We start from the raw sequence: 24043 nt of genomic DNA, 5'->3' as shown, positions 1-24043 counted from the left end.
TGTGAACGTCGGATCGGAAGGCAAAATCGGACTTTTTCACTGTCGAGCTGCGACACGCAGGGACACGCAACCACAACGACATGGAGGTCGCTCCGGGACGCGACTCCCGAGGTTTTATCTCGATGGTTATCGGGCTCGCGCGGTCGGGTCCACCGCACGCCTTCGAAAAACTATGATGCGTTGGTCTCTATGATCTGCTCCCTTTGTCCTATTTGAAAATGTTCTCGCACGACGGTCTCCTCACGGTTCTTTCGCACTGGATGACGTCCGTTGGCGCACCTTCGCAGGAACCGGATCTGCGAATCACTCCGGTGCAACCTGGGTTCAGCGGCGGACGGGTCTACCGCGTGGACGCAACGCGAGAGGAGGAGACAACGTCCTGGGCGTTGAAAGGGTGGCCATCGTCGACGCCGCGTGAACGCATGGCGAAGATCTCACAACGAATTGTCGCGGCGTCTCAGCACTGCGATCTATTGGCGCCTCCTTTGCCCGGCATCAAAAGTTCGCGAACCTCCATCGAAGCCTTCGGGCATCATTGGGAGTTGGCACGTTGGATCACAGGCATACCTTTACCCGCCGATGCATTAGACGATGAAATCGCACGCGGTGGAGAAGCGATCGGCCGCGTCCATCTCGCCCTCAACACAGACGCAAACCGAGAACACCAACGCAAGTTGATCGAGTCGCCGTCGATGCAAGAGGCACCACTCGTCTCGACACTAATATCGCCGAACGTTGCGAATGCCTCTTCCTCTCGCCTGCCGCGTTGTCTAACCGACCGACTCAACCGATTGCATCAGCTAACTGCGGCCGTTGCGTCGCTCGCGGGATACGACCACTCCGTCGATATACTTGCGACGAGGTTGGCAACTCAACTCACCGACGAAACTCTCGGTGACCCCACCTCTGACTTTCATTGTCGTCAGCTCGCGGAGTCTTTGGTCGAAGCATCGATTTGGCTGCGAAGGTATTGGAACGTTATTACCCCGGGACTGCTCGAGCGTCTGCAACGACACGCCAACGATGCGCAGCCGATGTTTGCAGAGCGACGTTTGACAACATGGGTGCTGCGCGATGTGCACCGGGAGCACATTCTATTCGAGCCGCCAAAACGCGATCGCCCCAGATCCGTCCAAGGCGTGTTCGATTACGACGCCGTCGATGTCGACAGCCCGGCGGCTGACGTGGCACGATGGGCGGGTGATTTTTCGTCCACCGTGAACTCGGCACTGGGGCTAAGTGTCCACCAAAACCGCGTGCCTCTCGAGGCCACTGTGGCGGGATATCGAGACGTCTGTTCATTCTCAAAGTGGGAGTTCGACGTTGCCAAGACACTGATCGAAGTGAACTCGATTGGCAGTCTCGGCAACTGGACGACCTGGCTAATTGCGGAAAATAGGCACTTTCCTGTCTCGGCTTCGCGAATCCGAAGCCGGATTATTCATTTAATCGCGTCCGTCTGCCGAATCTGTTAAGATTCTTGGCCACTTTTTGCTCTTGTTCCGTTGATCACGCAACGGTTTGTCCCTCTTGCTATCGAATCTGATCTCGATGAAGAATCTGAAGATGACTCAATCGAACTTGAAACGATCCCCGCGTCAACTGACACGGACACCCGTTGCTCGAAGGAACCTGCTGCGTCGGGCGGCATCGCTCCTAACCGCCTTCGCCGTCTTGGCGACGTTGAGCCTCCCCGTTTACGCGGACGATGATGGCGCGGCCGGACTGTTTCCGAACCTCTCGCTGGGACGCTACGGACAAACCGACGTCAACAGTTTTGGGCAAGAAGACCCTGCCCAAGTCGACGCAAACTTCACCAGCATGGATGGCCGTAACGATGTCGTCGTGCTGCAGGTCAAAGTGACGCTGCAAGAGCCATGGCACATCTATTCACTGACACAACCCAAGGGCGGCCCGCTTCCAACCCGTATCACACTCACCAGTCCTGAGTCGATCGAATTGGTAGGCGATTGGAAGAGCGACCGGGAACCCAAAAAGAGCGTGTCGCAAGAATTCGGTGGTCTCACCATTGAAGAGCACGACGACGAAGTCACGTTCTTCGCGCTGGCACAACTCCCAAAGGGACAGACACTAGAATCTCTTGAGCAGGTTGAGATCGAAATCAGTGCGCTGTCGTGCGTCTCGGGTGGTGCCTGCCAACCACTCGACGAAACCCTTACAGCTACCTTCGCAGGAAAAACGTCACCCGGTCTCGCTGCGGCCGTCAATGGTAATTCCGGTAGCACGACGACGCTGGCCGCCCAAGTCGAATCGGACCAATCGACCGTCGACGCATCGCAAATTCCGTTGTTCCAAGACGATGACTATGCGATCTCTTGGCGTGCCTACGTGACAACACCTTCGATCGAACCGGGTGCCCAAGGAAAACTTGTCTTTGTTGCCATTCCTGACAGCGAATACCACATCTACCCAGGCGTCGCCGGCGACAAGCCGATGTCGACGAACTTTGCGATCACGGAAAAATCGGGACTGCGAATCGCCGCACCAAAGACCGACTCCGAAATCATTAAAGAAGAACCCATCCCCGGTTTGGTGAATGAATATCACCATGGCGATGTCAAATGGGTCATGCCGTTTGAAATTCCCGCCGACGCCAAACCCGGCAAGAAGACGATCCGAGGCGGTATTGCTTACCAAGCTTGCACGGCGCAGAACTGTTTGTTGCCGATGGCACTGCGTTTCGAAGCCGTCGTGAATGTAGTCGCTCCCGAAACCGCCGATGACGCAACTGCCGCTGCGGCAACCCCGATCACCCTAAAGACGGCGAAAGCGAAAGAGATCAAAACGCTCGCGGCAGACGCGGACTGGATCGACAAAATCACGCCGGTGACGACCAGTGCACTCGCTCCGCAACCGGCCGAAACGGCACCTGAAAGTAGTCCTGAATCTGGATCATCATCGGCACAAAGCCCCGCTGCCTTGGCCGCAGATTCCACCAACAGCGGCTTGAAATCGGCCACTGGATCGGACGCTGAAACAGACGCAAAGACGTTGGGCGTCGTCTCCGAAGACATCGAGGAAGAGACGGAAACCGCAACGGCCCTCCCCGTCATTCTCAGCCTCGCGTTCATCGGCGGTATCATCCTGAACTTCATGCCGTGCGTGTTGCCGGTTGTGGGTTTGAAGGTGATGAGCTTCGTCCAACAAGCTGGATCAGATCGGAAGCGAGCGTTCCTTTTGAACTTCTCGTACTCCGCCGGCATCATGGCGATTTACGTCGTGCTCGCGGTGTTGATGGTGGTGTTCTCGATGGCGTGGGGAGAAATCTTCACCCACTTTGAAGTTCGCATCGGACTGATCGTGCTGATGTTCGCGATGGCCCTGAGCTATTTCGGATTTTGGGAATTGCCAGCTCCGGGCATGGCGTCGAGCAAAAGCGCTCAAGACCTGCAACAACGTGAAGGATACACCGGTGCGTTCTTCAAAGGCATGTTCGCAACCGTGCTGTCGACCCCGTGCAGCGGACCGTTCCTGGGCGGCATCTTTGCTCTGATCGGAGGCAGACTCCCGCCCCTGCAGTCAACACTCGTGATCTTGGTCGTGGGGATCGGCATGGCGATTCCTTACATCATCATGGGCATTTGGCCTCGTTTGATGTCATGGCTTCCTAAACCAGGACCATGGATGGAAACATTCAAGGAGTTCTTGGCGTTCCTGTTCCTCGCGACGGTCGCCTTCTTCTTCTATTCGTTCAATGACGAAGACAAACTGTGGGTGTTCATCACTCTGATCGGGGTGTGGTTCGGTTGCTGGATCATCGGGAAGGTTCCGTCATGGCAAACGCTGCAAAAACGAGCGCTCGCCTGGACGTCCGGCATCGCCGCAGCGGTCGCGATCTCGGTACTCGCGTTCCAATTCCTCGGCCCAATGACCGAAGACCAAAAAGCAGAGCAAGAATTGATCGCGTGGGAACCCTACAACGAAGTTCGCTTGCAGGAACTGCAGGCCGAAGGCAAAACCGTACTGGTCGACTTCTCGGCGAAATGGTGCGTCAACTGCCTGGTCAACTTGAAAGTCGCCATCGATACCAAACCAACCGCTGAATTGGTCAAAGAACTCAACGCCGTCGCAATGTACGCCGACTGGACGGATCGCAACCCGGCGATCAAAGCGAAACTGGAAGAATTGCAGAGCAAGTCAATTCCGCTGCTGGCGATCTACCCAGGACAAAGTCCACAACAACCGATCCTGTTGCGTGACCTCGTGTCGCAGAAAACGGTGCTCGATGCACTCCGGCAAGCAGGCCCGAGCCAAACAACCTCCGTGGCGACACGCAAGTCGCCGCGTCAGGTTGTGACCGCAAACCGGTAACAGGTTCAGCGTTGGCTGGCTCGGATGAACGGAGGCTGCCAACTCGGCGCCAACGTTGCGTCATCGATCGTGACTCCCGCTTCGATCAATCCGTCGTGATTGATCAAGGGGTTATCAGGGATCCGGTCGAGAGACTCGCTCGGCAGGAATCCGACGTGGCCGTCTTCGTATAGAACGTTGATGCCACGACCACCATGACTCATCAGAGTCATTCGATACGCCGGATGGTCCGCGTTACCGGTGCTGGGAACGTTGACGCGAGTGATCGCCGCGTCACTCATCACGGCAAACTGGGAACGGCCTTGAAACCGTGGCGAAGTGAAATGATCACCGTCGCGCACACCCAGGGTGTAAGCGTAATGACCACCGGCCGTCATTTGAAACCAACGCAAACGCTCAAGTGCTAGCATCATTCGTTCGGTCGCGCCGGCGTCTCGAAGCGCCTCCTCGCTGGCGAGCGACAAATCACGTCCAACCTCATCGAGCATTCGCAACGTCACCAACATGGGCGATCCATCCTGGCTCTGCGATCGCTGCATCTCCGACTGGGGCGTCCAACTGGTAGCCAACAACTCGTCGCGATCGATTGAAGGACACAACGTTATTTCAGGGTCGTCGAGCAAACCGGCTTCGTTGAGACGCGGCGCGTAGACACCCGCAAACGCCTGATACCCATCCGGGGCAACCGATGGCAAACGCGATTGTGCGTTGCGGTTGGCGAACGATGTCATCGCGACGCCGAGTTCTCGCAAGTGATCCTGGCAGGCCGCCTTTCGTGCGGCGAATCGCCCTTCGAGCAAAGGCGGAATCGAGATCGCGACCAAAATCGCTGCCGCGGTGATCGACGCGCCCCAATCTCGCAGGCTCCACGTCGACTCGCCGCCGCCCTCGCTGGTCGTACTCAGCGAAAGATCTCCGTAGACGGACTCCGTTTCACCGAACGAAGATGCGTCTACCTGTGCGTCATCAACCGTCTGCCACCGGACGGTGTCATCCATTTCATCGTCATCCATCTGATCCGACGAGTCACCCGATACAGGCAATGGCAACGGAGGAAGGTTCGACAACGTTCGCGATACGAGATCGCTCGGAGGCATCTCGTCGGGTTCATCGGCCTCTTCAAGCCGTTCGAGCAAACGTTCCAATTCCGCCAACTCACGCCGTGCGTCAGCGTCCTCTCGCAACCACTGCTCGACCCGACGCATCTCGTCAGGCTCGAGAGCTCCGAGCAAATAGCCGAGTAAATCTTCTTGCATCGGCAAGTCAACCTTTCAGCGGCGGGACAAAATCGGAAACTGCGGTAGGAACGTCATACCCATGATACCCGGACCTGTACGGCGATTCTCTCAAACCGGTTCGCTCGACAACGTTTTTCGCTCAAACCGACGTCCGCCGACATTTTCAATTCCCGCAAACGTGGTTGCCGACGGTCGGTGACACGGCGCCGACAGGGTGCTTTTCACCTGATAGAACCGAAGATTCCGATTCGCAAACACACTGACTTCTCCGCGGTTTAGGCGAAATATAAGGGTGGTCCGCCGCGTCTAACGACCCTCGTCGAGATTCAGCGACTTTGCCGAGTGCCACCGATACGGGGCAGGGAGGACGTCCTCGGGGGCGATTTCCAGGTGCAAAACCCTCCGGCGAAGCTGTGTGTGCGGATCTGTCGCATGCGACCCATGGCTCAGCAGCGGGCGCATCGCGAAAACATCACCCGCCCGGCAAAAAATCGTCTGGGGTTCTTCAGGAATAACCGGTTCCTCCGCGAGTTGCCTCGCCAAGTCCTCGTCCGCGATCGAGGCGGTCAGATGTGATCGTGGCACCACGAACAAGGCCCCGTTATCCGCCTTCATCGGATCCAAGTGCAGACGCAGCGTCAGCATTCGTGTCAACACTTCATCGGTCGCCTCGACATGCGACACTCCGGCTTTTCGAGTCGGTTTGGAAAACGGAGCAGGCGGATTGTGATGCTCTCGCACCGCAATCGTCCGGTCGCGGTGCAGCGCCAACGCCCAACCTTGCCCGGGAGGTTTGTCGAAAAAAAGAACACGTACGACACACGCGTTCGTTCCTACGTACTCGCGAATCATTTGAGTGATGCGTCGATCTGCTATCCAACGTTTCCACAACGATTCGTGCTCGATCAAGTTTCGTCCGCCCACGACGCCACCCTCGCGATTCTCGATCCGGTCCGTCGCGTTGGCCTGCAGAATGGATGCGATGTCGCTGCCGATCATTTCACAATCGTTTTCAGTGATGACATCACGAAGGATTCGGTAGCCATAACGTTCAATCAACTTCATGGATTTCCCTATCGAAAATCTCGAGTCTTGGTCGGCAGGTCTTGCATCATTTCGGTGAGGTCTTCGACGCGACCAACGATAACGTGAATCACTCCTTTTCGATTCTCCAGTTTGCCGTCGACGATCCATGCGTTGCTAGCACGAGCGATCTTAAAAAAGCGTTTCCATACAGCAGCAAACATTACCAAATTCATCGCACCTGTTTCGTCTTCAATGGTCACAAAGGTGATTCCTTTGGCGGTCGCCGGCCGTTGACGCATCAAAACGATGCCAGCCACACGAACATGTTGACCATCTCGGATCGCCGGCAAATCACTCGCGGCGCGACACCGAAGTTCATTGAGTTGCCTGCGAATAAACGAAACCGGATGTGCTTTTAGGCTCAGTCCCGTTGTCTGGTAGTCTCGATGAACCTCCTCCATCGGCGACATCGCAACGAGTTCGTCGGGAACGCTGTTGTCCGGTTCGAGCATTTGCAACAACGGCATTGACGTGGACGCTTCATCCGTCGCGAGAGACTGCCATACCGCCGCCCGGCGATCATTCGCGATCGACGCCAACGCATCTGCGTCCGCCAGCGTCGCGATGAACGAACGTGTCAATTCCGCACGTCGCGTCAAATCATTCAAATCGCGAAATGCACCTCCAGCCTCCCGAACCTGACAAATCCGCTCGGCCGTCGCCGAAGGCAGCCCGCGAATCATTTGCAGGCCTAACCGGATCGCAGGTCCCGGACGATTCGGGTCCTCAACCAATCGTGTTTTCACATTGCTGTGATTCACGTCCACACCGAGAACTCGCACCCCATGTTTCTTTGCATCACCGATTAATTGCGCCGGCGCATAGAAGCCCATCGGCTGGCTGTCCAGAATCGCAGCGCAAAAGGCCGCTGGATAATGACATTTCACATAACAGGACGCGTAAACCAACAACGCGAAGCTAGCCGCATGTGATTCGGGAAAGCCATACTCACCGAAGCCACGTATTTGGTGAAACACCTGTTCGGCGAATTCATCATTGAGACCGTTCGCTCGCATCCCCTCGAGCAACTTGACTCGGAACTTGTCAATCACTCCCGGCCTCCGCCACGCCGCCATCGCCCGTCGCAATTGATCCGCCTCGCCGGGTGTGAATCCTGCCGCGACAACGGCTAGACGCATCGCCTGTTCCTGGAAAATCGGGACACCCAATGTTTTTTCCAGCACCCGCCGCACCGCGTCGTTGGGATAGACGGCCGCGTCGGGATTTTCGCGAGCGGCGAGAAACGGGTGAACCATGTTCCCCTGAATCGGCCCCGGACGAACGATCGCGACTTCAATAACGAGGTCATAGAAACAGCGAGGTCGCAACCGTGGCAGCATGCTCATCTGAGCACGGCTTTCGATTTGAAAAACGCCCATCGTGTCGGCCGCACAAATCATGTCGTACGTCGCCTGATCATCCGCAGGCAAAGTCGACAACGTCAACTCGCGTCCATGATGCTCTCGCAACAGTTCAAAACATCGACGCAGGGCAGATAACATCCCCAACGCGAGAACATCGACTTTGAGAATTCCGAGTTCGTCAAGATCGTCCTTGTCCCACTGGATCACGCTGCGACCGGGCATTGCCGCGTTCTCGGTCACGCACAATTCGCACAAATTCCCGGCCGTCATCACCATCCCACCAACATGCTGCGACAGATGCCTGGGAAATCCGATTAGAGTTTCGGTAAGGAACAGGAATCTTTTTCCTAGTGGCGTGCCAGTGTCCATTCCTGCGTCACGGCACCGGGAAGGCAACTCTGGATCACGATCAAAACTGCCAGCGAGTTTGGCGACCGCGTCGATGATATCAGGTGATACGCCGAGTGCCTTGCCGACTTCGCGGATCGCACTCTTGGCTCGATACGTCGTGACCGTCGCGGTCATGCCTGCTCGATCGCGGCCGTACTTTTCGTAGAGGTATTGAAGGACTTCTTCGCGACGTTGGTGCTCGAAATCGACATCGATATCAGGTGCTTCGTTTCGCTCGCGACTAATGAATCGCTCGAACAACAGATCCGTTTGCGTCGGATCCACCGCTGTGATGCCGAGACAATAACAAACCGCTGAATTGGCTGCCGATCCGCGGCCCTGGCATAGGATGTTACGCGAACGTGCAAAACGAACCATGTCCCACACCGTCAGGAAATAGGCCTCGTAGTGCAACTCTTCAATCAAGGTGACCTCGTGCCGTAGCATGTCGATCACTCGCTGCGAAACTCCCTCAGGCCATCGCTGTTGAGCCCCCTCCCAGGTGAGCCGTTTGAGATGTTCGATTGGTGTCATGCCTTCAGGGGCAATTTCAACCGGGTACTCGTAGCGGAGATCATCGAGACTGAATTGGCAGCGAGATGCGATCTCCACGGTTCTCGCGATCGCGTCGGGAACGTCTCGATACAGTTCGCCGATCTCGTCGAGGGTACGCAAATGATGTTGGCTGTTTCGGAGCCGTTCGCCGGCGATCTCGTCAATCGTGCTGCCCGATGCAATTGCGGTCACACAATCATGCAACAGCATCCGTTGCGCGGTGTGATACCGCACGTCGCCACTGGCCACCAACGGGACATCGCACGCGAGCGAAAGGTCACGCAGCCACGCCGCCTTGCCACAATCGTCGACGCCACGATGAAACGACGCGAGCACGTAATTGCGACCATCGAAAACTTCGCGAAACGGTCCTCTCAGAAACGCACGGGTTTGGTTGATCACCCCGCCCCCACGTGTGTGGCCTGGAGGCCGAGACGACAAAGCAGAAGGCATCTGGTCGAGCCCCGAATCCACAATCGCCCCTGCCAAGATCCCTTCCGAAAATTGCGAAATGTCATCGAAAGTCAGCTCGCACCGGCCTTTCTCACATCGCATTCGCCCCGTCGACAACAACCGGCACATTCGTCCATACGCCGCCCGATCCGTCGGCCACAAAACCATCGGCGGCGCATCGACCGGGTGCACCTCGGTTCCAACGATATACTGCAAACCGGCTTCTTTGGCCGGTGCATGTCCCCGCACGACACCCGCGATCGACTCACGGTCCGTGATTGCGATTCCGGAATACCCCAACTCCGCAGCTCGCTGCACCAACTCATCTGGGTGCGATGCGGCTTCAAGAAAAGAGAAATTGCTGCGGCAGTGAAGTTCGACATATTGCATGAATGGCCGACATTATCCTCCCGGAACTGCCAAGATTGAAGGCGGGGGAGCGAATCCCACATGAGACGAAACGGCAACCAAATTATCACGAATTGACAAGAATTCGGCATACAAACTGCATCAATCCCCTCAACCGATGCAAAAACTGCCGCCCTGGTTCGCCTGATTTCTCGCCTGTCAGATAGACGATCTGCACGAACCACTCAATTTCGAATCATTTTTGAATCCAATGGCAACCTACGAATCCATGCACGCCGACCCCTACGCCAATCCGAGTCATTTCCACAATGATCCGTTCTTAGATCGCACGGAACCAACGCACCCCGCGCTTCTGGGTTACCTTTTTTGGGTAATCGGATTTACCGGGGCACACCGGTTTTACTTTGGGAAACCACTGACCGGTGCACTGTGGTTCTTTACCGGTGGGGTCTTCTTGATCGGATGGATCATCGACTTTTTCTTCATCCCCGCGATGTCAGAAGAAGCCGAACGGCGCTACCGACCACGAGCCACTGATTACAGCGTCGCTTGGGTGCTGCTGATTTTCCTCGGCATCTTTGGCGTTCACCGGTTTTACATGGGCAAAATTTTCACCGGGGTGATCTACCTGCTCACCGGCGGTCTGTTTGGCATCGGCTATATCTACGATATCTGCACACTCAACGAGCAGATCGACGCCGGCTGATCAACGCGATCGGAAGACCCTGTGATCGGACGGCTTTGTGATCGCGAAATGCTCACGAGAAGTCATACAAAGTGACGAGAAGTGCCTACGAGGCGTGATCGGGCAGCAAGCGTTAGAATGTGCGTTTTCTGCCCGACTCCCCACTGACGCACCTTCGACATGCAACATCTCGAATTGAAAACCGAGGGTTCCCTCGCAACGTTAGTCATCGACCGCCCCGAGAAACATGGTGCTCTGAATCCTCGTTTGATCGCCGATCTCCACGAGGGCCTCGACGAACTGCACCAAGAACCGCGAGTCCGAGCGGTCGTATTGGCTTCGGCCGGGCCGAGTTTCTGCAGCGGCGTGGACTTGTCTGTCTTGCAAGAGATTCGCAGCCTGCCCGAGCAAGAGCAACTGCAACAGTGGTTCGAGTATTGGCGACGCTTCTCTGAGCTGTGCGAGACCCTACTACGATTCCCCAAACCATTGATCGCGGCAGTCGGCGGGCCTGCGATGGGCGCGGGCTTCGCCCTCTCACTCTCCTGTGACATGATTGTTGCCTCCGAAGAGGCTACTTTCTCTGCCGGCGCAGTACGCCATGGACTCGTCGGAGGCATTACCTCGGCACTCCTCTCGTTTCGAGCAGGCACGTCGCTTTCGGCGAGAATAAGCCTAGCCGGGCATGCGATAACCGCCGACGATGCCAACCGTGTCGGGCTGCTGTGCCAACCGCCCGTTGCTCCCGATCAACTCGATTCCGCTGCGACATACTGGGCCAACGAATCCTCGCAAGGGTCTCCGCAGGCGATCCAGGCGACCAAACGTTTGATCAACGAAAGCATCGGCGAAACCATGCTGACGCAACTCGCCGCCGCTGCGGCCGACAGCGCCACCGCGTGCACGACGGAGTCCGCTGGCGAAGGAATCGACGCCTTCCTGAATAAAACAAACCCGACATGGTAGCCGCAACAGCGAACTTCAGTCGCCTGGCAAGCCGTAGGCGAGTAGTGAACTGCCAATGCGTGACATACCAAACCAAAAAACATCTCTGCCCCCTTCCGAATCAAACAAACCAACATGATGCTCATTCGATTCAATTCCAATCCATGCCCGACGGAAAGTCGCGTGGCGACACAGACGAGCGTCGGCTTCTGCCTCGGCGTGCTAGCGTCGGTCGTGATGATCGGTGGATGCGTTCCGCGAACGGAGGAGGATGTGGTCGTCTATTCGGCACTCGATGAAGAGTTCGCCTATCCGATCCTTGAGGCATTCGAACGTTCCGTCGACTACGAAACCTCGGTCGTTAGTAAGTTCGATGTTGAATCAACCAAAACCGTGGGACTGGTTAACCAAATTCTCGCTGAACAAAACACACCCCGTTGTGACGTGTTTTGGAACAACGAAATCTTGCATACCGTGCGTCTGCAAAAGCAGGGCTTACTCGCTCGACACGACTGGCCGGTACCGACCGACTGGCCACGTGACATGATCTCGAGTGATTCGACTTGGTGCGGATTTGCTGCTCGCGCTCGAGTCCTGCTCGTTAATACCAAACTGCTTGAGTCCGCCGATCAGTATCCTCAGAGTGTTGAAGAGTTGCTCGATCCAAAATGGAAAGACAATTGCGCGATGGCACGACCTCTCTTCGGAACCACCGCGACGCATTGGGCCGTCCTACGTGATCGAATCGGTCACGACGTCGCCCTCGAACAACTGCAAGCGATCGCGGACAACTCTCTGATTTTATCCGGCAACAAACAAGTCGCGCAGGCGGTTTCTGCGGGCCGTGTTGCCTGGGGTCTGACCGACACCGACGACGCCATGATCGAGAAAGAACTCGGTTATCCCGTCGAGATCGTTTTCCCCGATCAACAACCCGACCAACCGGGAACGCTCCGTATCCCCAACACCCTCGCAATTCTGAAAAACGCACCGCATCCCGTTGCCGCCCATCGGCTAGCGAATTACCTGATGACACCGCAGACCGAAGACCGCCTCGCCATGGGCCCCAGCAGCCAGATGCCGATCAGCAAAGAAAGCAAATTCCCACCCGCCGTCCTCCCCGACAAACCCATCCGCTGGATGCGAGTCGACTTCGAAACAGCCGCAGAAAACTGGGACACCTGGGCCGCCGAAGTCGCCCAGATCTATTCGCAAAAATGACTGCTGATTTGCAGTTCAACTGCCTGGGTGGTATTTGCAGATGACGTTGGTTCCGTCCCAGCGATAGTTTGTTTGAGTGTCGACGCTGTCATGCTTCGGGCATTGAGGCAATTGGGTGCCGCCGTAGTTGCCGTTTCGGATGGCTTCGAGTTTGGCGTCGGGTGCGCGTCCGGTTTCGCGGGCGTAAAGTTCGGCGTCTTGTTGCAATCGAGCCCGATGAGCCAAGCATGTGCGTTCAGCGGAAGTTTGGCCGTGATCCCGTACGAACATCAATCCCGTCATCGCGATCATGGATGAAAGGATGACCGCGGCGAGAACTTCGAGAAGACTCATGCCGCAACGAACCGACACGAAGACGCTGTCCGTGTTGGCTCGCCGCCGGTGTCGCGATCGACGAAGCTGCGTGTTTGACTGTTGATCAGGTCGCATCGTGGGTCTACTCCAAGACTTCGAACATGTGAAACATCGGCGTGTAAATCGACAGCACCATGCCACCGATCATTGCGGCGAGCGAAATGGTGAGGATCGGTTCGAGCATTCCCACCGTGGCGTCAATACGACTTTCGAGCCGTTCTCGGAGGTGATGACAGGTGCCTTCGAGCGACCGAGAAAACTCGCCGGACTGTTCTCCGACGCCGATCAGTTGGCATAGCGTCGCGGGAAAGAACTGCTCGTAACGGCCGAGCTCAACGCTGAGTTTTTCACCTCGCCGAACGCCTTGGTTGATCTCGTTAATTGCTTGGCGGACGCAGCGATTCCGCACGCAGGCAGCCGACACTTCGATTGCATCGACGGGCTTGTAACCGCACTGCACCATCGCTGCGGTCGCTTCGACAAACTGCAAGACAGCGGCGTCACGCAGCCAAGGACCGACAACGGGCAGCATCAACATCACCGCGTCCATCTTCGTTGCAACTTTCGGACGACGACGGCCCGCAATCCACAGGGCGCCAAATACGGCAACCAATGGAAACGCGATCCATCCCCAGTGCAACAGCACGCGACTCGTTCCGGTGACAAACTGAGTCACCGGCGGCAGGTCAACTCCGCTGCTGCTGTAGACCGTTTCAAATTCAGGCACGACAACGAGGCACATGAAGATCATCAATCCGAAACCGGCAACGGTGATCAGCATCGGATAACTGATTTTTTTGATAATCCGTTTACGAAGCGCCACCTTTCGTTCCATTTGTTCGCAGACGCGAGACATCGCCGTTTCGAGAGAACCGCTACGTTCACCCAAACGAATCTGTTGCACTTGCATGGACGAGAACGTGCGTGGGTATCGAGCCATGGCGTCACTGATCGTGCCCCCGGCGACAATGGTTCCACGCATCTTCAGCAGCACATGGCTGTACTTCCGGTTGGACCGATCCATCGCGAGCGAACCGAGTGCCTTGGGAAGGCTCAGTCCGTTTTGCAGCAACATCAACAACAAACGCAGCAATTGAGCAAGGGGAACCGGCCCGATCCGTGTCGGTTCGCACCCCTTGGACAGTTTGCGCGACGGACCACCGACTTCGATCGAGTTGAGCTTTTGCAAGAAAGCGGAAAGCTTGCTGGTACCCGATTGCGGTCGATTCGACGTGCCAGAATGTGGCAATGCGGTGGGTGAGTATGTCATGATGAGATCGTACTAATGGGGTTCTTCAATTCTTTATCCAGCGATTTTGCACTGGCTTAGCCGGCCGCCGACTCGACATGAACGGTAGGATCGTTGTCTCGACGCCCACCGAGTTTCGGGGTAGATGACACAGTGCGACGATCACCACTGGTTTTGAAGTACACCTCTTCGAGCGATGTTTTCCCGGCAAGAGCGGCTTCGAGACCGGCTTTTTGCAGTGGCAGCATTCCAGCAGCGAGAGCCATTTCCTCGAGTTTCGAATGCGGAACCCCGGCTTCAATCGCGGCGGTGATTTCAGAGTTAACGGGCATGATTTCGAAGATCGGCATTCGGCCAGCAAACCCGCTACCGAGACATCGCTTGCAACCTTCTCCTCGATAGAATTTTGTATCGCGAGGCACGCTGCCTTCGGGGTCGAGGATGTCCAGCAAGTTCGAGTTCGCGGGGATCTCGCGTTTGCAGTTTTCGCAGACGCATCGAAGCAACCGCTGAGCGACACTGCCCAAAAGCGAACCGGCGATCTTAAAGTGGTCCACACCGAGGTCGGCAAGTCGTTGGACAGCACCGACTGCGTCATTGGTGTGCAACGTGCTGATCACCATGTGCCCCGTCAGTGCGGCCTGCACAGCGGTCGTGGCGGTCTCGCAATCGCGAATTTCACCGAGCATGATCACGTCTGGATCCTGCCGCATGATGTATTTGAGTGCATTGGCAAAGCCCATTCCGAATTCATTGTCACTCTGGACTTGATTGATTCCAGGCAATCGATATTCGACGGGGTCTTCTACCGTAACGATGTTTCGATCGTCATTGTTGAGGTGTTCCAGCGCGGCATACAACGTCGTGCTCTTTCCGCTACCGGTCGGCCCGGTTACCACAAACATGCCGTGTGGTTTGTCGAGAATTCCTCGAATCGATTCGTAGTCCCGAGGCGGCATCCCGATTCCAGCGAGATCAAATGTTTGTCCCCCTTCGTCGAGCAACCGAAGCACGAGTTTCTGACCGTCTACGGTTGGGATGCCACTGACGCGGAAGCCGACACGTTTACCGTTTTCGTACACCGTGAGGTGACCGTCCTGAGGGCGTCGACTTTCCGTCGTATCCATGTCTCCCATCACCTTGATACGGCTAATGACGGGATCTTCGATGTGATTGGGGATCGTCATGGCGACTTGCAGTTCACCGTCAACGCGATAACGGACCCGCATTTCCGGTTTGTGCGGTTCGAGGTGAATATCGCTGGCCCCCGCGGTGACGGCACCCGACAGAATCGCCTGCACGAGTTTGACCACCGGCGCGTCTTCCTGTCCGACGCTTGTCATCGCGAATTCGTCTTCTTCGCTCGTCTCGCCGACCTCTCGCAGTTCGGCAAATTTCATGTCGACAATCGTTTGACGGGCGAACGCACGGTCGTCATAGACCCGGTTGAGCAGATTCATGACGTCATCGGCCAATGCGACGACCGGCCGAATTTGATACCCCGTCATGAGTTCCGCTTCGGCAATAGTCTCAATATCGTCGGGCGCGACCATCGCCATCGTCAAAACACGTCCACCGATCGCGATCGCGGCGGATTCGCGTGCCCGGGCAAAGTCTTCGGGCATCAACCGAGCGACTTGGGGGTTCACGCTCGAGAAATCGATATCGACGTACTCAACACCAAACTGCTCGGCGAGCGCACCACCGAGCTGGAGGTTGCTGATCAACGCTTGTTTGACCAACCAATCACCGAGCATGACGCCACGTGGTTTGGACGTGAATGCAGCATCGATCTGCTCTGGTGTGAGCACTCGTTGATCAATGAGGATATCGCCGAGACGTCGCATGGCCGGGAATCAGAATAAAAGGAAACGGGAAAACGTGGCGTGACAATTGCGTCGGTGATCGTGGTCAGACCGCCATCAAACCACCGGACGTGCTGAGCAGAATTTGGACTTTGGTTTCGAGAACCGTTGGGTCAAAGGGTGTCACCAAATAATCTTGTGCACCGGCCAAAAACGCCCTTCTCACGGTTTCAAGGCTCGGGTCGAGCGAAAACATCAACACAGGCAGATCTTCGGCTTTCGTTTCCAATCGCAATTCGGTTAGCCATTCGATTCCGTCGCCTTCAGGCAATTTTGTGTCGACGATCATCAAATCAAAACGCCCGCGACGAAGCCGATCTTTGGCCTGCCCGCCTTCGGAAACCGTCTCGATTCCATAGCCGAGCAGTTCCAAACGAAACGCTGTCAAATCAGCCAAAATCGTTTCGGGTTCGACGAGCAACAGTTGTGGGATACTGGAATCGGACATGTTCTGAATCGAGCAATGATCTCGGACACTGAATGGGTTTGATGCAGCCGGACTCCACGCTTGGGTTGGTCTGAGAATGCGTTGAAGGCTAGGTCACCGTTATGTGCACCAACGGGAGTTAGAAGGTCACATTCCGTACATCTGAACGGCAGACGACCTTGGCATCGGCACAACCTGAATAACCGGCACAGGCAAAACACCCTGCCATCTATCTGATCACAAACACGCTCACTCAATGTCAGATGCTCGACCTATAGGAGCGTCATTGCCCATGTTTCTTTTGGGGGGAGTAATGTTCGCAGTCGCGCCGGAATCCGCCGGCCATCACTCCTGAAAATCTGACTTCATGATTCGCTCAACGATTGATTCGCCAACAAAACGGAGTTGGCTCTCGTGGCTCTCTGGATGGATGCTGCCGAAGCGATTCGTGGCAGTACCGGTTGAGCTCGGAGAGGTGCTGGATCGATTCCCGGAAGGCTTTTTCATTATCGACGGACGGTTTCATATCCTGTTCGCCAATGAAGCGATTTGCCAAATCCTGGGCATTTCCCACGGTCATCTCGAAGGCCGCAGCGTGGACTCACTGAAATGGTGCAGTTCGATGCCACGCAACCGTCCTTGGCACGACGCTCTCCGGACCGCTCGGTCGGAACGAACCAACCCACAAGGCGTTCCGATTGCCGTCGGCGATGAGCAATTGATGCTCTATGAACGCAGTGACCAGTCTCGTCGACTATTGGCAATTACGGTCCGCGAAATCACCGGGCTCTCGATTCCAGACGTGATGGTGATTTCAGTTCGTGACGCGACAGTCGTTGAAACCTACCGCGCCGAAATGGAGGACTTGCTGGCACGGGTACGCCGCAGCCGCGAAGAGGCTCACCAATCTAATGAGCATCTCAGGCAACTCGTGACACAAGATGCATTAACGGGATGCAACAATCGCCGCTCGCTCGACGAACAAGCCGACGTATTGTGGAAGGACAGCACCGAAGACGGAAAGCCACTATCCTGCATGATGTTTGATATCGATCACTTCAAATCAGTCAATGACGAGTACGGTCACGCAACCGGAGATGAAGTCTTGCGGTGCGTGGGCACGTCACTACTCCACACCTTTGAAAATGTCGGACAAGTCTACCGCTACGGGGGAGAGGAGTTCTGCGTGATGTTGCCTGACCATGATTTAAATGCAGCACGCAGCATCGGGGAAAAAGTTCGCAGTACGGTGTCTCACCTTTCCGTCCATTCGGCGACCACCAATGAGGTCATTCAGGTCACCGTTAGCATTGGCGTCGTCGACCGCAATGCTGGCGCCAACAGCGTGTCCGAAATGATCGATCAAGCCGACAAATGCCTCTACATGGCAAAACGAAATGGGCGTAACTGCGTCGTGGGTTACGGGCCGGAGGTCGCGTCCGCCAAATTTCGAAGCAGTGATCGCTGAGCACCAAGTCCACCCAGACGTAAACGATGCACCGACTCAATAATCAATCGACATCGTTAATCGTCTAAGAAATAGCGATCTAGAGATTCGATTTACTCACGAATCAACGCGATGAATTCACCACCTAGGAAGGTAACCGTTTGCTCGTCGGAACTGACCACATCTCCGCTGGCAATTCGGGCGGTGATGGTTCCCTCGTCAGCGCTGAATTCGTTGAAGGTCACCACGACATGGCCTCCCGGTTTGGTCATCACGATCGGCCCGCTTTCAGTCGCCTGAAAATAGAGGTCACATTCAATACTTTTGCCCGCGAGAGATTGTGCCGATTCTACTTCCGTCGGCCCCTGCAACATCACGGCGGGTAGCGTCATCGGCTGTTGCTCGGGATCGTAACTGAGAACCTGAACCACATTCGGGCGACCATCCCCAATTGAAATCACCTCCAGACTCGCTTTCGATGTCTTCTCGATCGGCAGACTTCCTCGCACCGTGATGCTGCCTGATTCAGGAAGGGTTTCCTCGATCGCGGTCACGGTCGATGACACCGCCGTATCCACTTTCTGCTTAGTCGATGTCGCAATGTCTTCAGTCTTTGATTTGGCATCATCGTAAGCCTTTTTGAGCTCTTCCTTGGAGCAACCACCCCAAACGAGCGTCATCAAAGCAATGACCAAAATTAACGAATTGGGTAAAGTGGCTCTTATCGACGAGCCTCCGTTACGATCAAATTTCGCATCAATATTCATAATAACGACATCAAAATAAGGGAAACTGCGTCCGCTGGAGTACCATCGCATTGACAGCGTTGATCTTGGTCGCTCTTTGTGCGCCAGTCAACTGTTTCTAATCGTCGGTATTCGGTCACTGGTTAACCGTCCTTCCAGATTTGTTTCGAGACACTCAATGATGCCTTCAATCCCATCGCCACTAGAACAGCAGAGCGGATGGCCCTGGGAAGGGAAGGCAGACCACCCCGCAGGTGGCGACAGCAATTTAAAATCCCAGCAAGCAAGCACGAAGCAGTGTCCCCGAATTACGGTGATCACACCGAGTTTCAATCAAGGACAGTATCTCGAAGAAACGATACGGTCGGTGCTATTGCAAGGCTATCCAAATCTGGAGTACATCGTTGTCGACGGAGGGAGCAATGACTGCAGCGGTGAGATACTCGATCGATACGCTGATTGCATCACTCACGTCATACGCGAAAAGGATGACGGTCAATCGGACGCGATTTGCAAAGGCCTGAACATTGCGACCGGGGAAATTTTCAACTGGATCAATTCCGATGATCGACTGGAACCGGGCACGCTTTGGGAATTAGCTAAGAGGTTTCCACGTTCTGCAGATATGTATGCGTTTGAAGTATGCGTGGAAGACGCCAATGGCAATCCGCCAGTGGACTCCAATCACCGAATGTACAACCGCAATCTCACCGCATTAGCGATGTTACGTTGTGACCGATACTCTTTCAGCCAACCGGGGCTCTGGTTTCGCGTCGATGCGTTGTCCGCGTGCGGTGGGATCGACCGTTCTCTCAACTATGGATTTGACTGGGATTTGATCGTACGCTACTTGGCCGATCACCCGCGGGTTATCTATTCTCAATCCACCGGCGCGATGTTTCGATTGCACGATCAATCTAAAACGATTGTCGAAACAAACAAGTTCGATGCAGCGGACAACAAGTTCAAGCGTGAAAACATTCGCATTCGCGACAAACTTGAACGCAGTCTCACACCTCGACTCGCTGCCGCATCAAGAATGGGTCGACGCAGAGAACCATGGAATCAACACCTGATTGAAATACTCGACGATTTCGAGGCATCACCGACGACGTCTTCTGTAAAAATCATACTTGATGCGATGAAAGATCCGACCGCAAGATTATCGCCGCGTACTTTCGGTTCGATTGCCCGTTTGATGTCGCGTTACGTGCGACGCATGCCTAAGCCGAATGCGTCTGCCTAAAACCATCTAGTGCTGCCACGTTCCTCAATCGTAGCGATCTGACCAGACCGTATCAGGTAACCGGCAATTGACGGAGATTCCTCGACACTTGGTTCTCTCGGATCAGCTGAGCTGATCTTGAAAAGAGATGTTTTGGAAACGCGTCGCTTGCCCATCGACTGGCTCGCATTTCGGCCGGTTTTGAGGTCACAAATCATCCTTCGCTCGCGACATCAGCCGACGTCTCGGTGTTGAGTTGCTGCCACGCGTTCTGTAATGCGTCGGCGGATTCTTCGGTTACCGCAGACGATGTTGTGTCGTTCACGCTCGCTTGCTCGGCAGGTTGAGCAGTCAGCGGCTGAGTCGTTTCGAGTTGCTGAGTGGACGTGGTATCCACCGAGACACTCTGAGAGACTTGTTCCTGAGACGGCACGACTTCGGTGGTGACGCTCGACTGAACTTCAAGGAACGGCAGCGTCGAAGCACAGTAGGCTTTGATATTGTTGGCTTCGTCGGTTTCGACAAACTCATCAAAACTATCGATCGCGATGACGAGCCGTTGGAATCCGATTACCTGTCCATTGCGGTTGCCCATCGCGAGAGCTTCGATCGGTAGAGTCAACTCGACCTGCAACGATTCGTTCGGATGGATTTTTTCGACCTTCACCGTCGTGCAAGGACTGAAGCAGTGAATTCGTCCCAACGTGCCGACCGCGGTCACGGAAAAACCTTCAACACAACGCGTGCTACAGTTCGAAATAACGACAGCGAACTTGGGACCGCAGCCGTCATCGATTTCGGCGATTTGGTGAACACTGACGATGGAAAGGTCGCCCGTTTCGCATGCGGGAATGAATACCGGACCGTATGCGGACGGCGCGACGAATTGCCCGTCGCCAGCGGTATCGCATGTCTGGTTAACGCCATGACGATGAATCAGGTCGATCACATGCGAACAATCTGATGAACAGCTCAGCAGGTCACTGCGTGAGAGGTCTTGGCCGTTACAAACGACCATACTGATGGCGAGTGAGGCGATAAACAGAATCGCAACATTGAGTAATTTGACGGTGGACGTTGATTGGCGCATCGGATGGTACTCGTGATTGGGTTGTGTTGGACAGGAGGTTGTTTGTGTTGGATAGGAGCACAGTGAGGCTCTAAAAAAAGCCCGGACTCCCCGATCGATCGGTTGGTCCGGGCTCTGTGGTCGTGAGGGCCGATCATTGAACTTTCAGCCCAACATGCTCTCCCCGCAGTCGGGGAGAGATTCATCGGAAGGCAGAGCTTGCTTTTCGACACTCGCCTGATTGGAAACGGCCTGGCTTACCAGCATCCCCAGTAGCTCGTGTAGACAGGGGTGTAGTAGCTGTACGTTACGGGCGTGTAGTAGTAGCTCGGGGTGTAGTGGTAGTGCGTGCGATAGGTCGGGGTGTAGTAGCTCGAGTACCGGTAGGAAGAGTATCCGTAGCTGCGATAGCCGTAGCTGCGTCCGAATCGACGGTAGCACGCTGCGATCGCTTCTTCGCTGTCCGTCGCTTCTTCACCTTCGCCGAGCAACGCGTCGACGTCAGCCTGCCCCAAGTCCGCATCGTCGATGTCCCCACCCGGTTCGACTTGAGCCGAGGTATCGAGCTCGGACGAGGCCAAACGTGACAACAGATCGTCGTTGGCTCCGGCGGTCATGCTCATCATGAGGCCAGCGAACAGGAACATTGGGAGAGCAGCAAGAAGGTTTCGTTTCGACATGGTTCTTTCTCCGTGAAAGGAAATTGGTGTGCGGCGGTCTGAAAGTTCGGCAACGGGCGTTTGCCGCGGTGTTGTTCGTTGCCGTGTGTCTTGTGACTAAGAGGCCAAGCGTCGGTGTTTCAGAGGTGTTACCGAGAAAACTCAAAAACATTTCTGAAACTCCGCCGATCCCGTAACGCCCCGCGTTTCTCGACGCTAGGTGAGACATAGAAGACGCGCATGTGCGTACGTGCGCGACCCGATCCACGCACCTGCCCACTGAGAAATCCCATGAGATCCCGCACCGCGATCCTGATCATTACTTTCCAATGCTCACTTTGTTTGTTTCCTGGAACCTCCGCCCGAGCGGGCGACGAGCTGTTTTCGAAAGTCGCGATGGACGCCGTGTTCACCGACACGAAGCCCCAGTCGAGCCAAACCAAGAAAGCCGTTCCGCTCAGTACAGCCGAACGCGAGCGAGCCGCGAGAATCGCAGCTCTGTTCGCTTCTCCAGAACCGTCCATCTCCATAAATGAAACGGCCACGTCGCAGCCAACCGGCTCCAAACCCGTCGAGTCATCGTCCAAAGCGATCAAAAACACTCCCGAACCCGTCGCCGTGCCTCAACCGCCCACGCCACAATCCGCCGAACCGAACCGAAAAGCAGCCACAAACTCGCAAACGACGTCCTTTTCTCTGGTGGGGCAATGGGCGGCGACGGCAACCAACGGTGATGTTTTCGCGATCGCGTTCACCTCGGCGAAGCAATTCCTGCTCGTGCATCTGCGAAGCGGAAAGTCTTCCGTATCCAAAGGCACATTCGAAACCGACGGAAATCGTCTGGTCTTCAGCGGAGAGAACACCGCTGCGTTGACGGCCGACATCGCCTGGTCTGATTCAGAAAACGTCACGATGTCGCTCGGCACCGTTAAGCTGAATTTTCAACGCAAAAATTAGGCGGATTTTGCTGTAACAAATGAGTTCGCAATCCGCTTGGAAAACTTGCAGTCACAGACTCCGCACCGTACCAACGTCTCACACTCAACCGCCCAAGGTGAAATCATGCTCCGTCGCAAGAACCCAATTCGTGCAATTCGCTATGGCATACATCGATTCTTCTCTCGAATGTTCCCTGTCATCGCCGTCGCGATCACGAGCCTAACGCTCGCCGCACCTTCGGTCCTGGCCGACGACTCGACCGACAGTGCCACCAACAATTACATGAAGGTCCTGCCTTCGACCGTTTGGATTATCACCGCCAACAGTAACAACGAAACCAGCACTGGCACCGGCGTGTTTGTCGATGCCAAACGACGACTCGTGTTGACCAACGCCCACGTTGTCGGCGACAGTCGTTCGGCAGTTGTGTTTTTCCCTGACATTAAGAATGGACAACCTGCCGTCAAACGAAAGGGCTACCTCGACCAAGTTCTCAAGCTGGCCAAGCCGGGAAAGATTGTTGCGGTTGATCGCAAACGCGATCTCGCATTGATCGAATTGAGCGAGGTTCCCGAACGTGCCAAAGCCATCGATTTAGCCACGCAATCCATCCTGCCCGGCGACAAAGTGGACTTGATCGGTAACCCGGGTGGTTCAGACGTGCTGTGGGTCTACACCAGCGGCACGGTTCGATCGGTTTACGAAAAGAAGTTCAACTCAGATCACGGCAAACATGAGTTCAAAGTCGTGGAGACTCAGACACCGATCAAACCAGGTGACAGCGGCGGCCCCGTCGTCAACGCCCAAGGCAAACTCGTCGCGATCGCACAATCGTTCTCGCCCAATTTCAATTTAGTTAGCTACTGCGTCGACATTTCCGAAATCAAAGCGTTCATGGACAGTTCATGGAAGCCCGCGCCGTTGGCAACCGGAACGCTGCTGAAAAACGCCGACCTCGAACACACGGTTCACTCCACCGGCCACTATCAAGTCGAGCGAAAACTGAAATCGGGGAAAACCCAAACGGTTTTCGTTGCCAAAGACACGGAATACTTCGAACGGGCGGACGTACGAAAAGTTTGGTCGCTGGTATCGGTATCCAAAGACGAACCCACCGGCGAACTGATGATGCGTTTGATGCGTCAAAGTTCGGCGACCAAGATCGGTGGATGGGCGGTCGAGAAGAACAACTCCGACGAATACCTTATCCTCTACGTCGCCAAGCTCGACGCGACCGCATCCGACGAAGCTCTTTCGGGGACGATTGAATACGTCGCGAGAATCGCCGGTGCGATGAACGGCCAGCTCAAACCGAAAGAGGAAAAAACATCTTCCTCGGAAACACTCGCCGCATGGCTTTCGAAGTAAGCAACGCAATCGAAGCACACGGCATGGACGCATGCAGTACCGAAGCACGCCGCGTCA

General features: G+C 55.5%; 19 protein-coding genes. 9 read left to right on the top strand and 10 right to left on the bottom strand.

Annotated elements, in window-relative coordinates; genetic code table 11:
* The first annotated feature begins 203 nt into the window (after positions 1 to 203).
* Positions 204 to 1475, top strand: coding sequence for a phosphotransferase (locus FHS27_RS28595; protein ID WP_221225467.1), 1272 nt, complete (start codon positions 204 to 206; stop codon positions 1473 to 1475).
* A gap of 76 nt (positions 1476 to 1551) precedes the next feature.
* Positions 1552 to 4332: a protein-disulfide reductase DsbD family protein gene (locus FHS27_RS28590; protein ID WP_246421197.1), complete on the top strand. Its 2781-nt coding sequence runs from the start codon at positions 1552 to 1554 to the stop codon at positions 4330 to 4332.
* A gap of 5 nt (positions 4333 to 4337) precedes the next feature.
* On the opposite strand, the gene FHS27_RS28585 is transcribed toward FHS27_RS28590, so the two are convergent.
* From FHS27_RS28585 to FHS27_RS28575, 3 genes are all read right to left on the bottom strand, one after another.
* Positions 4338 to 5588, bottom strand: coding sequence for a hypothetical protein (locus FHS27_RS28585; protein ID WP_184309480.1), 1251 nt, complete (start codon positions 5586 to 5588; stop codon positions 4338 to 4340).
* A gap of 288 nt (positions 5589 to 5876) precedes the next feature.
* The gene (locus FHS27_RS28580; protein ID WP_184309478.1) at positions 5877 to 6635 is read right to left on the bottom strand and encodes a phytanoyl-CoA dioxygenase family protein; all 759 of its coding nucleotides are present in this window, start codon (positions 6633 to 6635) and stop codon (positions 5877 to 5879) included.
* A gap of 8 nt (positions 6636 to 6643) precedes the next feature.
* A complete protein-coding gene (locus tag FHS27_RS28575; protein ID WP_184309476.1) occupies positions 6644 to 9808 on the bottom strand; it encodes an error-prone DNA polymerase in 3165 nt (1054 codons plus the stop codon).
* Positions 9809 to 10037: 229 nt separating this feature from the next.
* On the opposite strand from FHS27_RS28575, the gene FHS27_RS28570 reads away from it, so the two are divergent.
* The 3 genes from FHS27_RS28570 (at position 10038) to FHS27_RS28560 (ending at position 12638) form a co-directional block, all read left to right on the top strand.
* On the top strand, positions 10038 to 10493 hold the full coding sequence (locus FHS27_RS28570) for an NINE protein (RefSeq protein ID WP_184309474.1): 456 nt from the start codon (positions 10038 to 10040) through the stop codon (positions 10491 to 10493).
* A gap of 159 nt (positions 10494 to 10652) precedes the next feature.
* Positions 10653 to 11438: an enoyl-CoA hydratase/isomerase family protein gene (locus FHS27_RS28565; protein ID WP_184309472.1), complete on the top strand. Its 786-nt coding sequence runs from the start codon at positions 10653 to 10655 to the stop codon at positions 11436 to 11438.
* A gap of 114 nt (positions 11439 to 11552) precedes the next feature.
* A complete protein-coding gene (locus tag FHS27_RS28560; protein ID WP_246421188.1) occupies positions 11553 to 12638 on the top strand; it encodes an extracellular solute-binding protein in 1086 nt (361 codons plus the stop codon).
* A 15-nt stretch (positions 12639 to 12653) separates the two neighbouring features.
* Here FHS27_RS28560 and FHS27_RS28555 read toward each other — a convergent pair whose 3' ends face one another.
* The 4 genes from FHS27_RS28555 to FHS27_RS28540 form a co-directional block, all read right to left on the bottom strand.
* Positions 12654 to 13067 carry a type IV pilus modification PilV family protein gene (locus FHS27_RS28555; RefSeq protein WP_009094613.1) on the bottom strand — a complete coding sequence of 138 codons (414 nt, stop codon included), beginning with the start codon at positions 13065 to 13067 and terminating at the stop codon, positions 12654 to 12656.
* A gap of 7 nt (positions 13068 to 13074) precedes the next feature.
* Positions 13075 to 14262: a type II secretion system F family protein gene (locus FHS27_RS28550; protein WP_246421186.1), complete on the bottom strand. Its 1188-nt coding sequence runs from the start codon at positions 14260 to 14262 to the stop codon at positions 13075 to 13077.
* A gap of 56 nt (positions 14263 to 14318) precedes the next feature.
* On the bottom strand, positions 14319 to 16088 hold the full coding sequence (locus FHS27_RS28545; RefSeq protein WP_184309469.1) for a GspE/PulE family protein: 1770 nt from the start codon (positions 16086 to 16088) through the stop codon (positions 14319 to 14321).
* A 64-nt stretch (positions 16089 to 16152) separates the two neighbouring features.
* Positions 16153 to 16554: a response regulator gene (locus FHS27_RS28540; RefSeq protein WP_184309467.1), complete on the bottom strand. Its 402-nt coding sequence runs from the start codon at positions 16552 to 16554 to the stop codon at positions 16153 to 16155.
* 346 nt (positions 16555 to 16900) lie between these two features.
* Here FHS27_RS28540 and FHS27_RS28535 point away from each other — a divergent pair, with 346 nt between their 5' ends.
* Positions 16901 to 18001 (top strand): sensor domain-containing diguanylate cyclase, encoded by a 1101-nt coding sequence (locus FHS27_RS28535; protein WP_184309465.1) that lies wholly within the window; start codon positions 16901 to 16903, stop codon positions 17999 to 18001.
* Positions 18002 to 18093: 92 nt separating this feature from the next.
* Here the strand turns inward: FHS27_RS28535 and FHS27_RS28530 are convergent, their stop codons facing one another.
* Positions 18094 to 18798 (bottom strand): hypothetical protein, encoded by a 705-nt coding sequence (locus FHS27_RS28530; protein ID WP_246421184.1) that lies wholly within the window; start codon positions 18796 to 18798, stop codon positions 18094 to 18096.
* 106 nt (positions 18799 to 18904) lie between these two features.
* Here FHS27_RS28530 and FHS27_RS28525 point away from each other — a divergent pair, with 106 nt between their 5' ends.
* Entirely contained in the window at positions 18905 to 19972 is a 1068-nt protein-coding gene (locus tag FHS27_RS28525) for a glycosyltransferase family 2 protein (protein WP_184309463.1), read from the top strand.
* A gap of 193 nt (positions 19973 to 20165) precedes the next feature.
* On the opposite strand, the gene FHS27_RS28520 is transcribed toward FHS27_RS28525, so the two are convergent.
* Both FHS27_RS28520 and FHS27_RS28515 read right to left on the bottom strand, forming a co-directional pair.
* The gene (locus FHS27_RS28520; RefSeq protein WP_184309461.1) at positions 20166 to 21041 is read right to left on the bottom strand and encodes a hypothetical protein; all 876 of its coding nucleotides are present in this window, start codon (positions 21039 to 21041) and stop codon (positions 20166 to 20168) included.
* 236 nt (positions 21042 to 21277) lie between these two features.
* Entirely contained in the window at positions 21278 to 21700 is a 423-nt protein-coding gene (locus FHS27_RS28515) for a hypothetical protein (protein ID WP_246421182.1), read from the bottom strand.
* Positions 21701 to 21970: 270 nt separating this feature from the next.
* Between FHS27_RS28515 and FHS27_RS28510 the strand changes: the two genes are divergently transcribed.
* Positions 21971 to 22636: a hypothetical protein gene (locus tag FHS27_RS28510; RefSeq protein WP_184309460.1), complete on the top strand. Its 666-nt coding sequence runs from the start codon at positions 21971 to 21973 to the stop codon at positions 22634 to 22636.
* Positions 22637 to 22804: 168 nt separating this feature from the next.
* Positions 22805 to 23986: a S1 family peptidase gene (locus FHS27_RS28505; protein WP_246421180.1), complete on the top strand. Its 1182-nt coding sequence runs from the start codon at positions 22805 to 22807 to the stop codon at positions 23984 to 23986.
* Positions 23987 to 24043 lie beyond the last annotated feature (57 nt).

It is taken from the genome of Aporhodopirellula rubra, assembly GCF_014192335.1.
GTDB lineage: Bacteria > Planctomycetota > Planctomycetia > Pirellulales > Pirellulaceae > Rhodopirellula > Rhodopirellula rubra.
This window is presented reverse-complemented; position numbering and strand designations above follow the sequence as displayed.

Coding starts and splice junctions, on each gene's coding strand:
- FHS27_RS28530 (WP_246421184.1), bottom strand. CDS start 18,798: ATGCGATGGTACTCCAGCGGACGCAGTTTCCCTTATTTTGATGTCGTT.
- FHS27_RS28535 (WP_184309465.1), top strand. CDS start 16,901: ATGATTCGCTCAACGATTGATTCGCCAACAAAACGGAGTTGGCTCTCG.
- FHS27_RS28560 (WP_246421188.1), top strand. CDS start 11,553: ATGATGCTCATTCGATTCAATTCCAATCCATGCCCGACGGAAAGTCGC.
- FHS27_RS28520 (WP_184309461.1), bottom strand. CDS start 21,041: ATGCGCCAATCAACGTCCACCGTCAAATTACTCAATGTTGCGATTCTG.
- FHS27_RS28545 (WP_184309469.1), bottom strand. CDS start 16,088: ATGCGACGTCTCGGCGATATCCTCATTGATCAACGAGTGCTCACACCA.
- FHS27_RS28575 (WP_184309476.1), bottom strand. CDS start 9,808: ATGCAATATGTCGAACTTCACTGCCGCAGCAATTTCTCTTTTCTTGAA.
- FHS27_RS28540 (WP_184309467.1), bottom strand. CDS start 16,554: ATGTCCGATTCCAGTATCCCACAACTGTTGCTCGTCGAACCCGAAACG.
- FHS27_RS28590 (WP_246421197.1), top strand. CDS start 1,552: ATGAAGAATCTGAAGATGACTCAATCGAACTTGAAACGATCCCCGCGT.
- FHS27_RS28570 (WP_184309474.1), top strand. CDS start 10,038: ATGGCAACCTACGAATCCATGCACGCCGACCCCTACGCCAATCCGAGT.
- FHS27_RS28585 (WP_184309480.1), bottom strand. CDS start 5,588: ATGCAAGAAGATTTACTCGGCTATTTGCTCGGAGCTCTCGAGCCTGAC.
- FHS27_RS28565 (WP_184309472.1), top strand. CDS start 10,653: ATGCAACATCTCGAATTGAAAACCGAGGGTTCCCTCGCAACGTTAGTC.
- FHS27_RS28515 (WP_246421182.1), bottom strand. CDS start 21,700: ATGTCGAAACGAAACCTTCTTGCTGCTCTCCCAATGTTCCTGTTCGCT.
- FHS27_RS28580 (WP_184309478.1), bottom strand. CDS start 6,635: ATGAAGTTGATTGAACGTTATGGCTACCGAATCCTTCGTGATGTCATC.
- FHS27_RS28525 (WP_184309463.1), top strand. CDS start 18,905: ATGATGCCTTCAATCCCATCGCCACTAGAACAGCAGAGCGGATGGCCC.
- FHS27_RS28510 (WP_184309460.1), top strand. CDS start 21,971: ATGAGATCCCGCACCGCGATCCTGATCATTACTTTCCAATGCTCACTT.
- FHS27_RS28550 (WP_246421186.1), bottom strand. CDS start 14,262: ATGACATACTCACCCACCGCATTGCCACATTCTGGCACGTCGAATCGA.
- FHS27_RS28505 (WP_246421180.1), top strand. CDS start 22,805: ATGTTCCCTGTCATCGCCGTCGCGATCACGAGCCTAACGCTCGCCGCA.
- FHS27_RS28555 (WP_009094613.1), bottom strand. CDS start 13,067: ATGCGACCTGATCAACAGTCAAACACGCAGCTTCGTCGATCGCGACAC.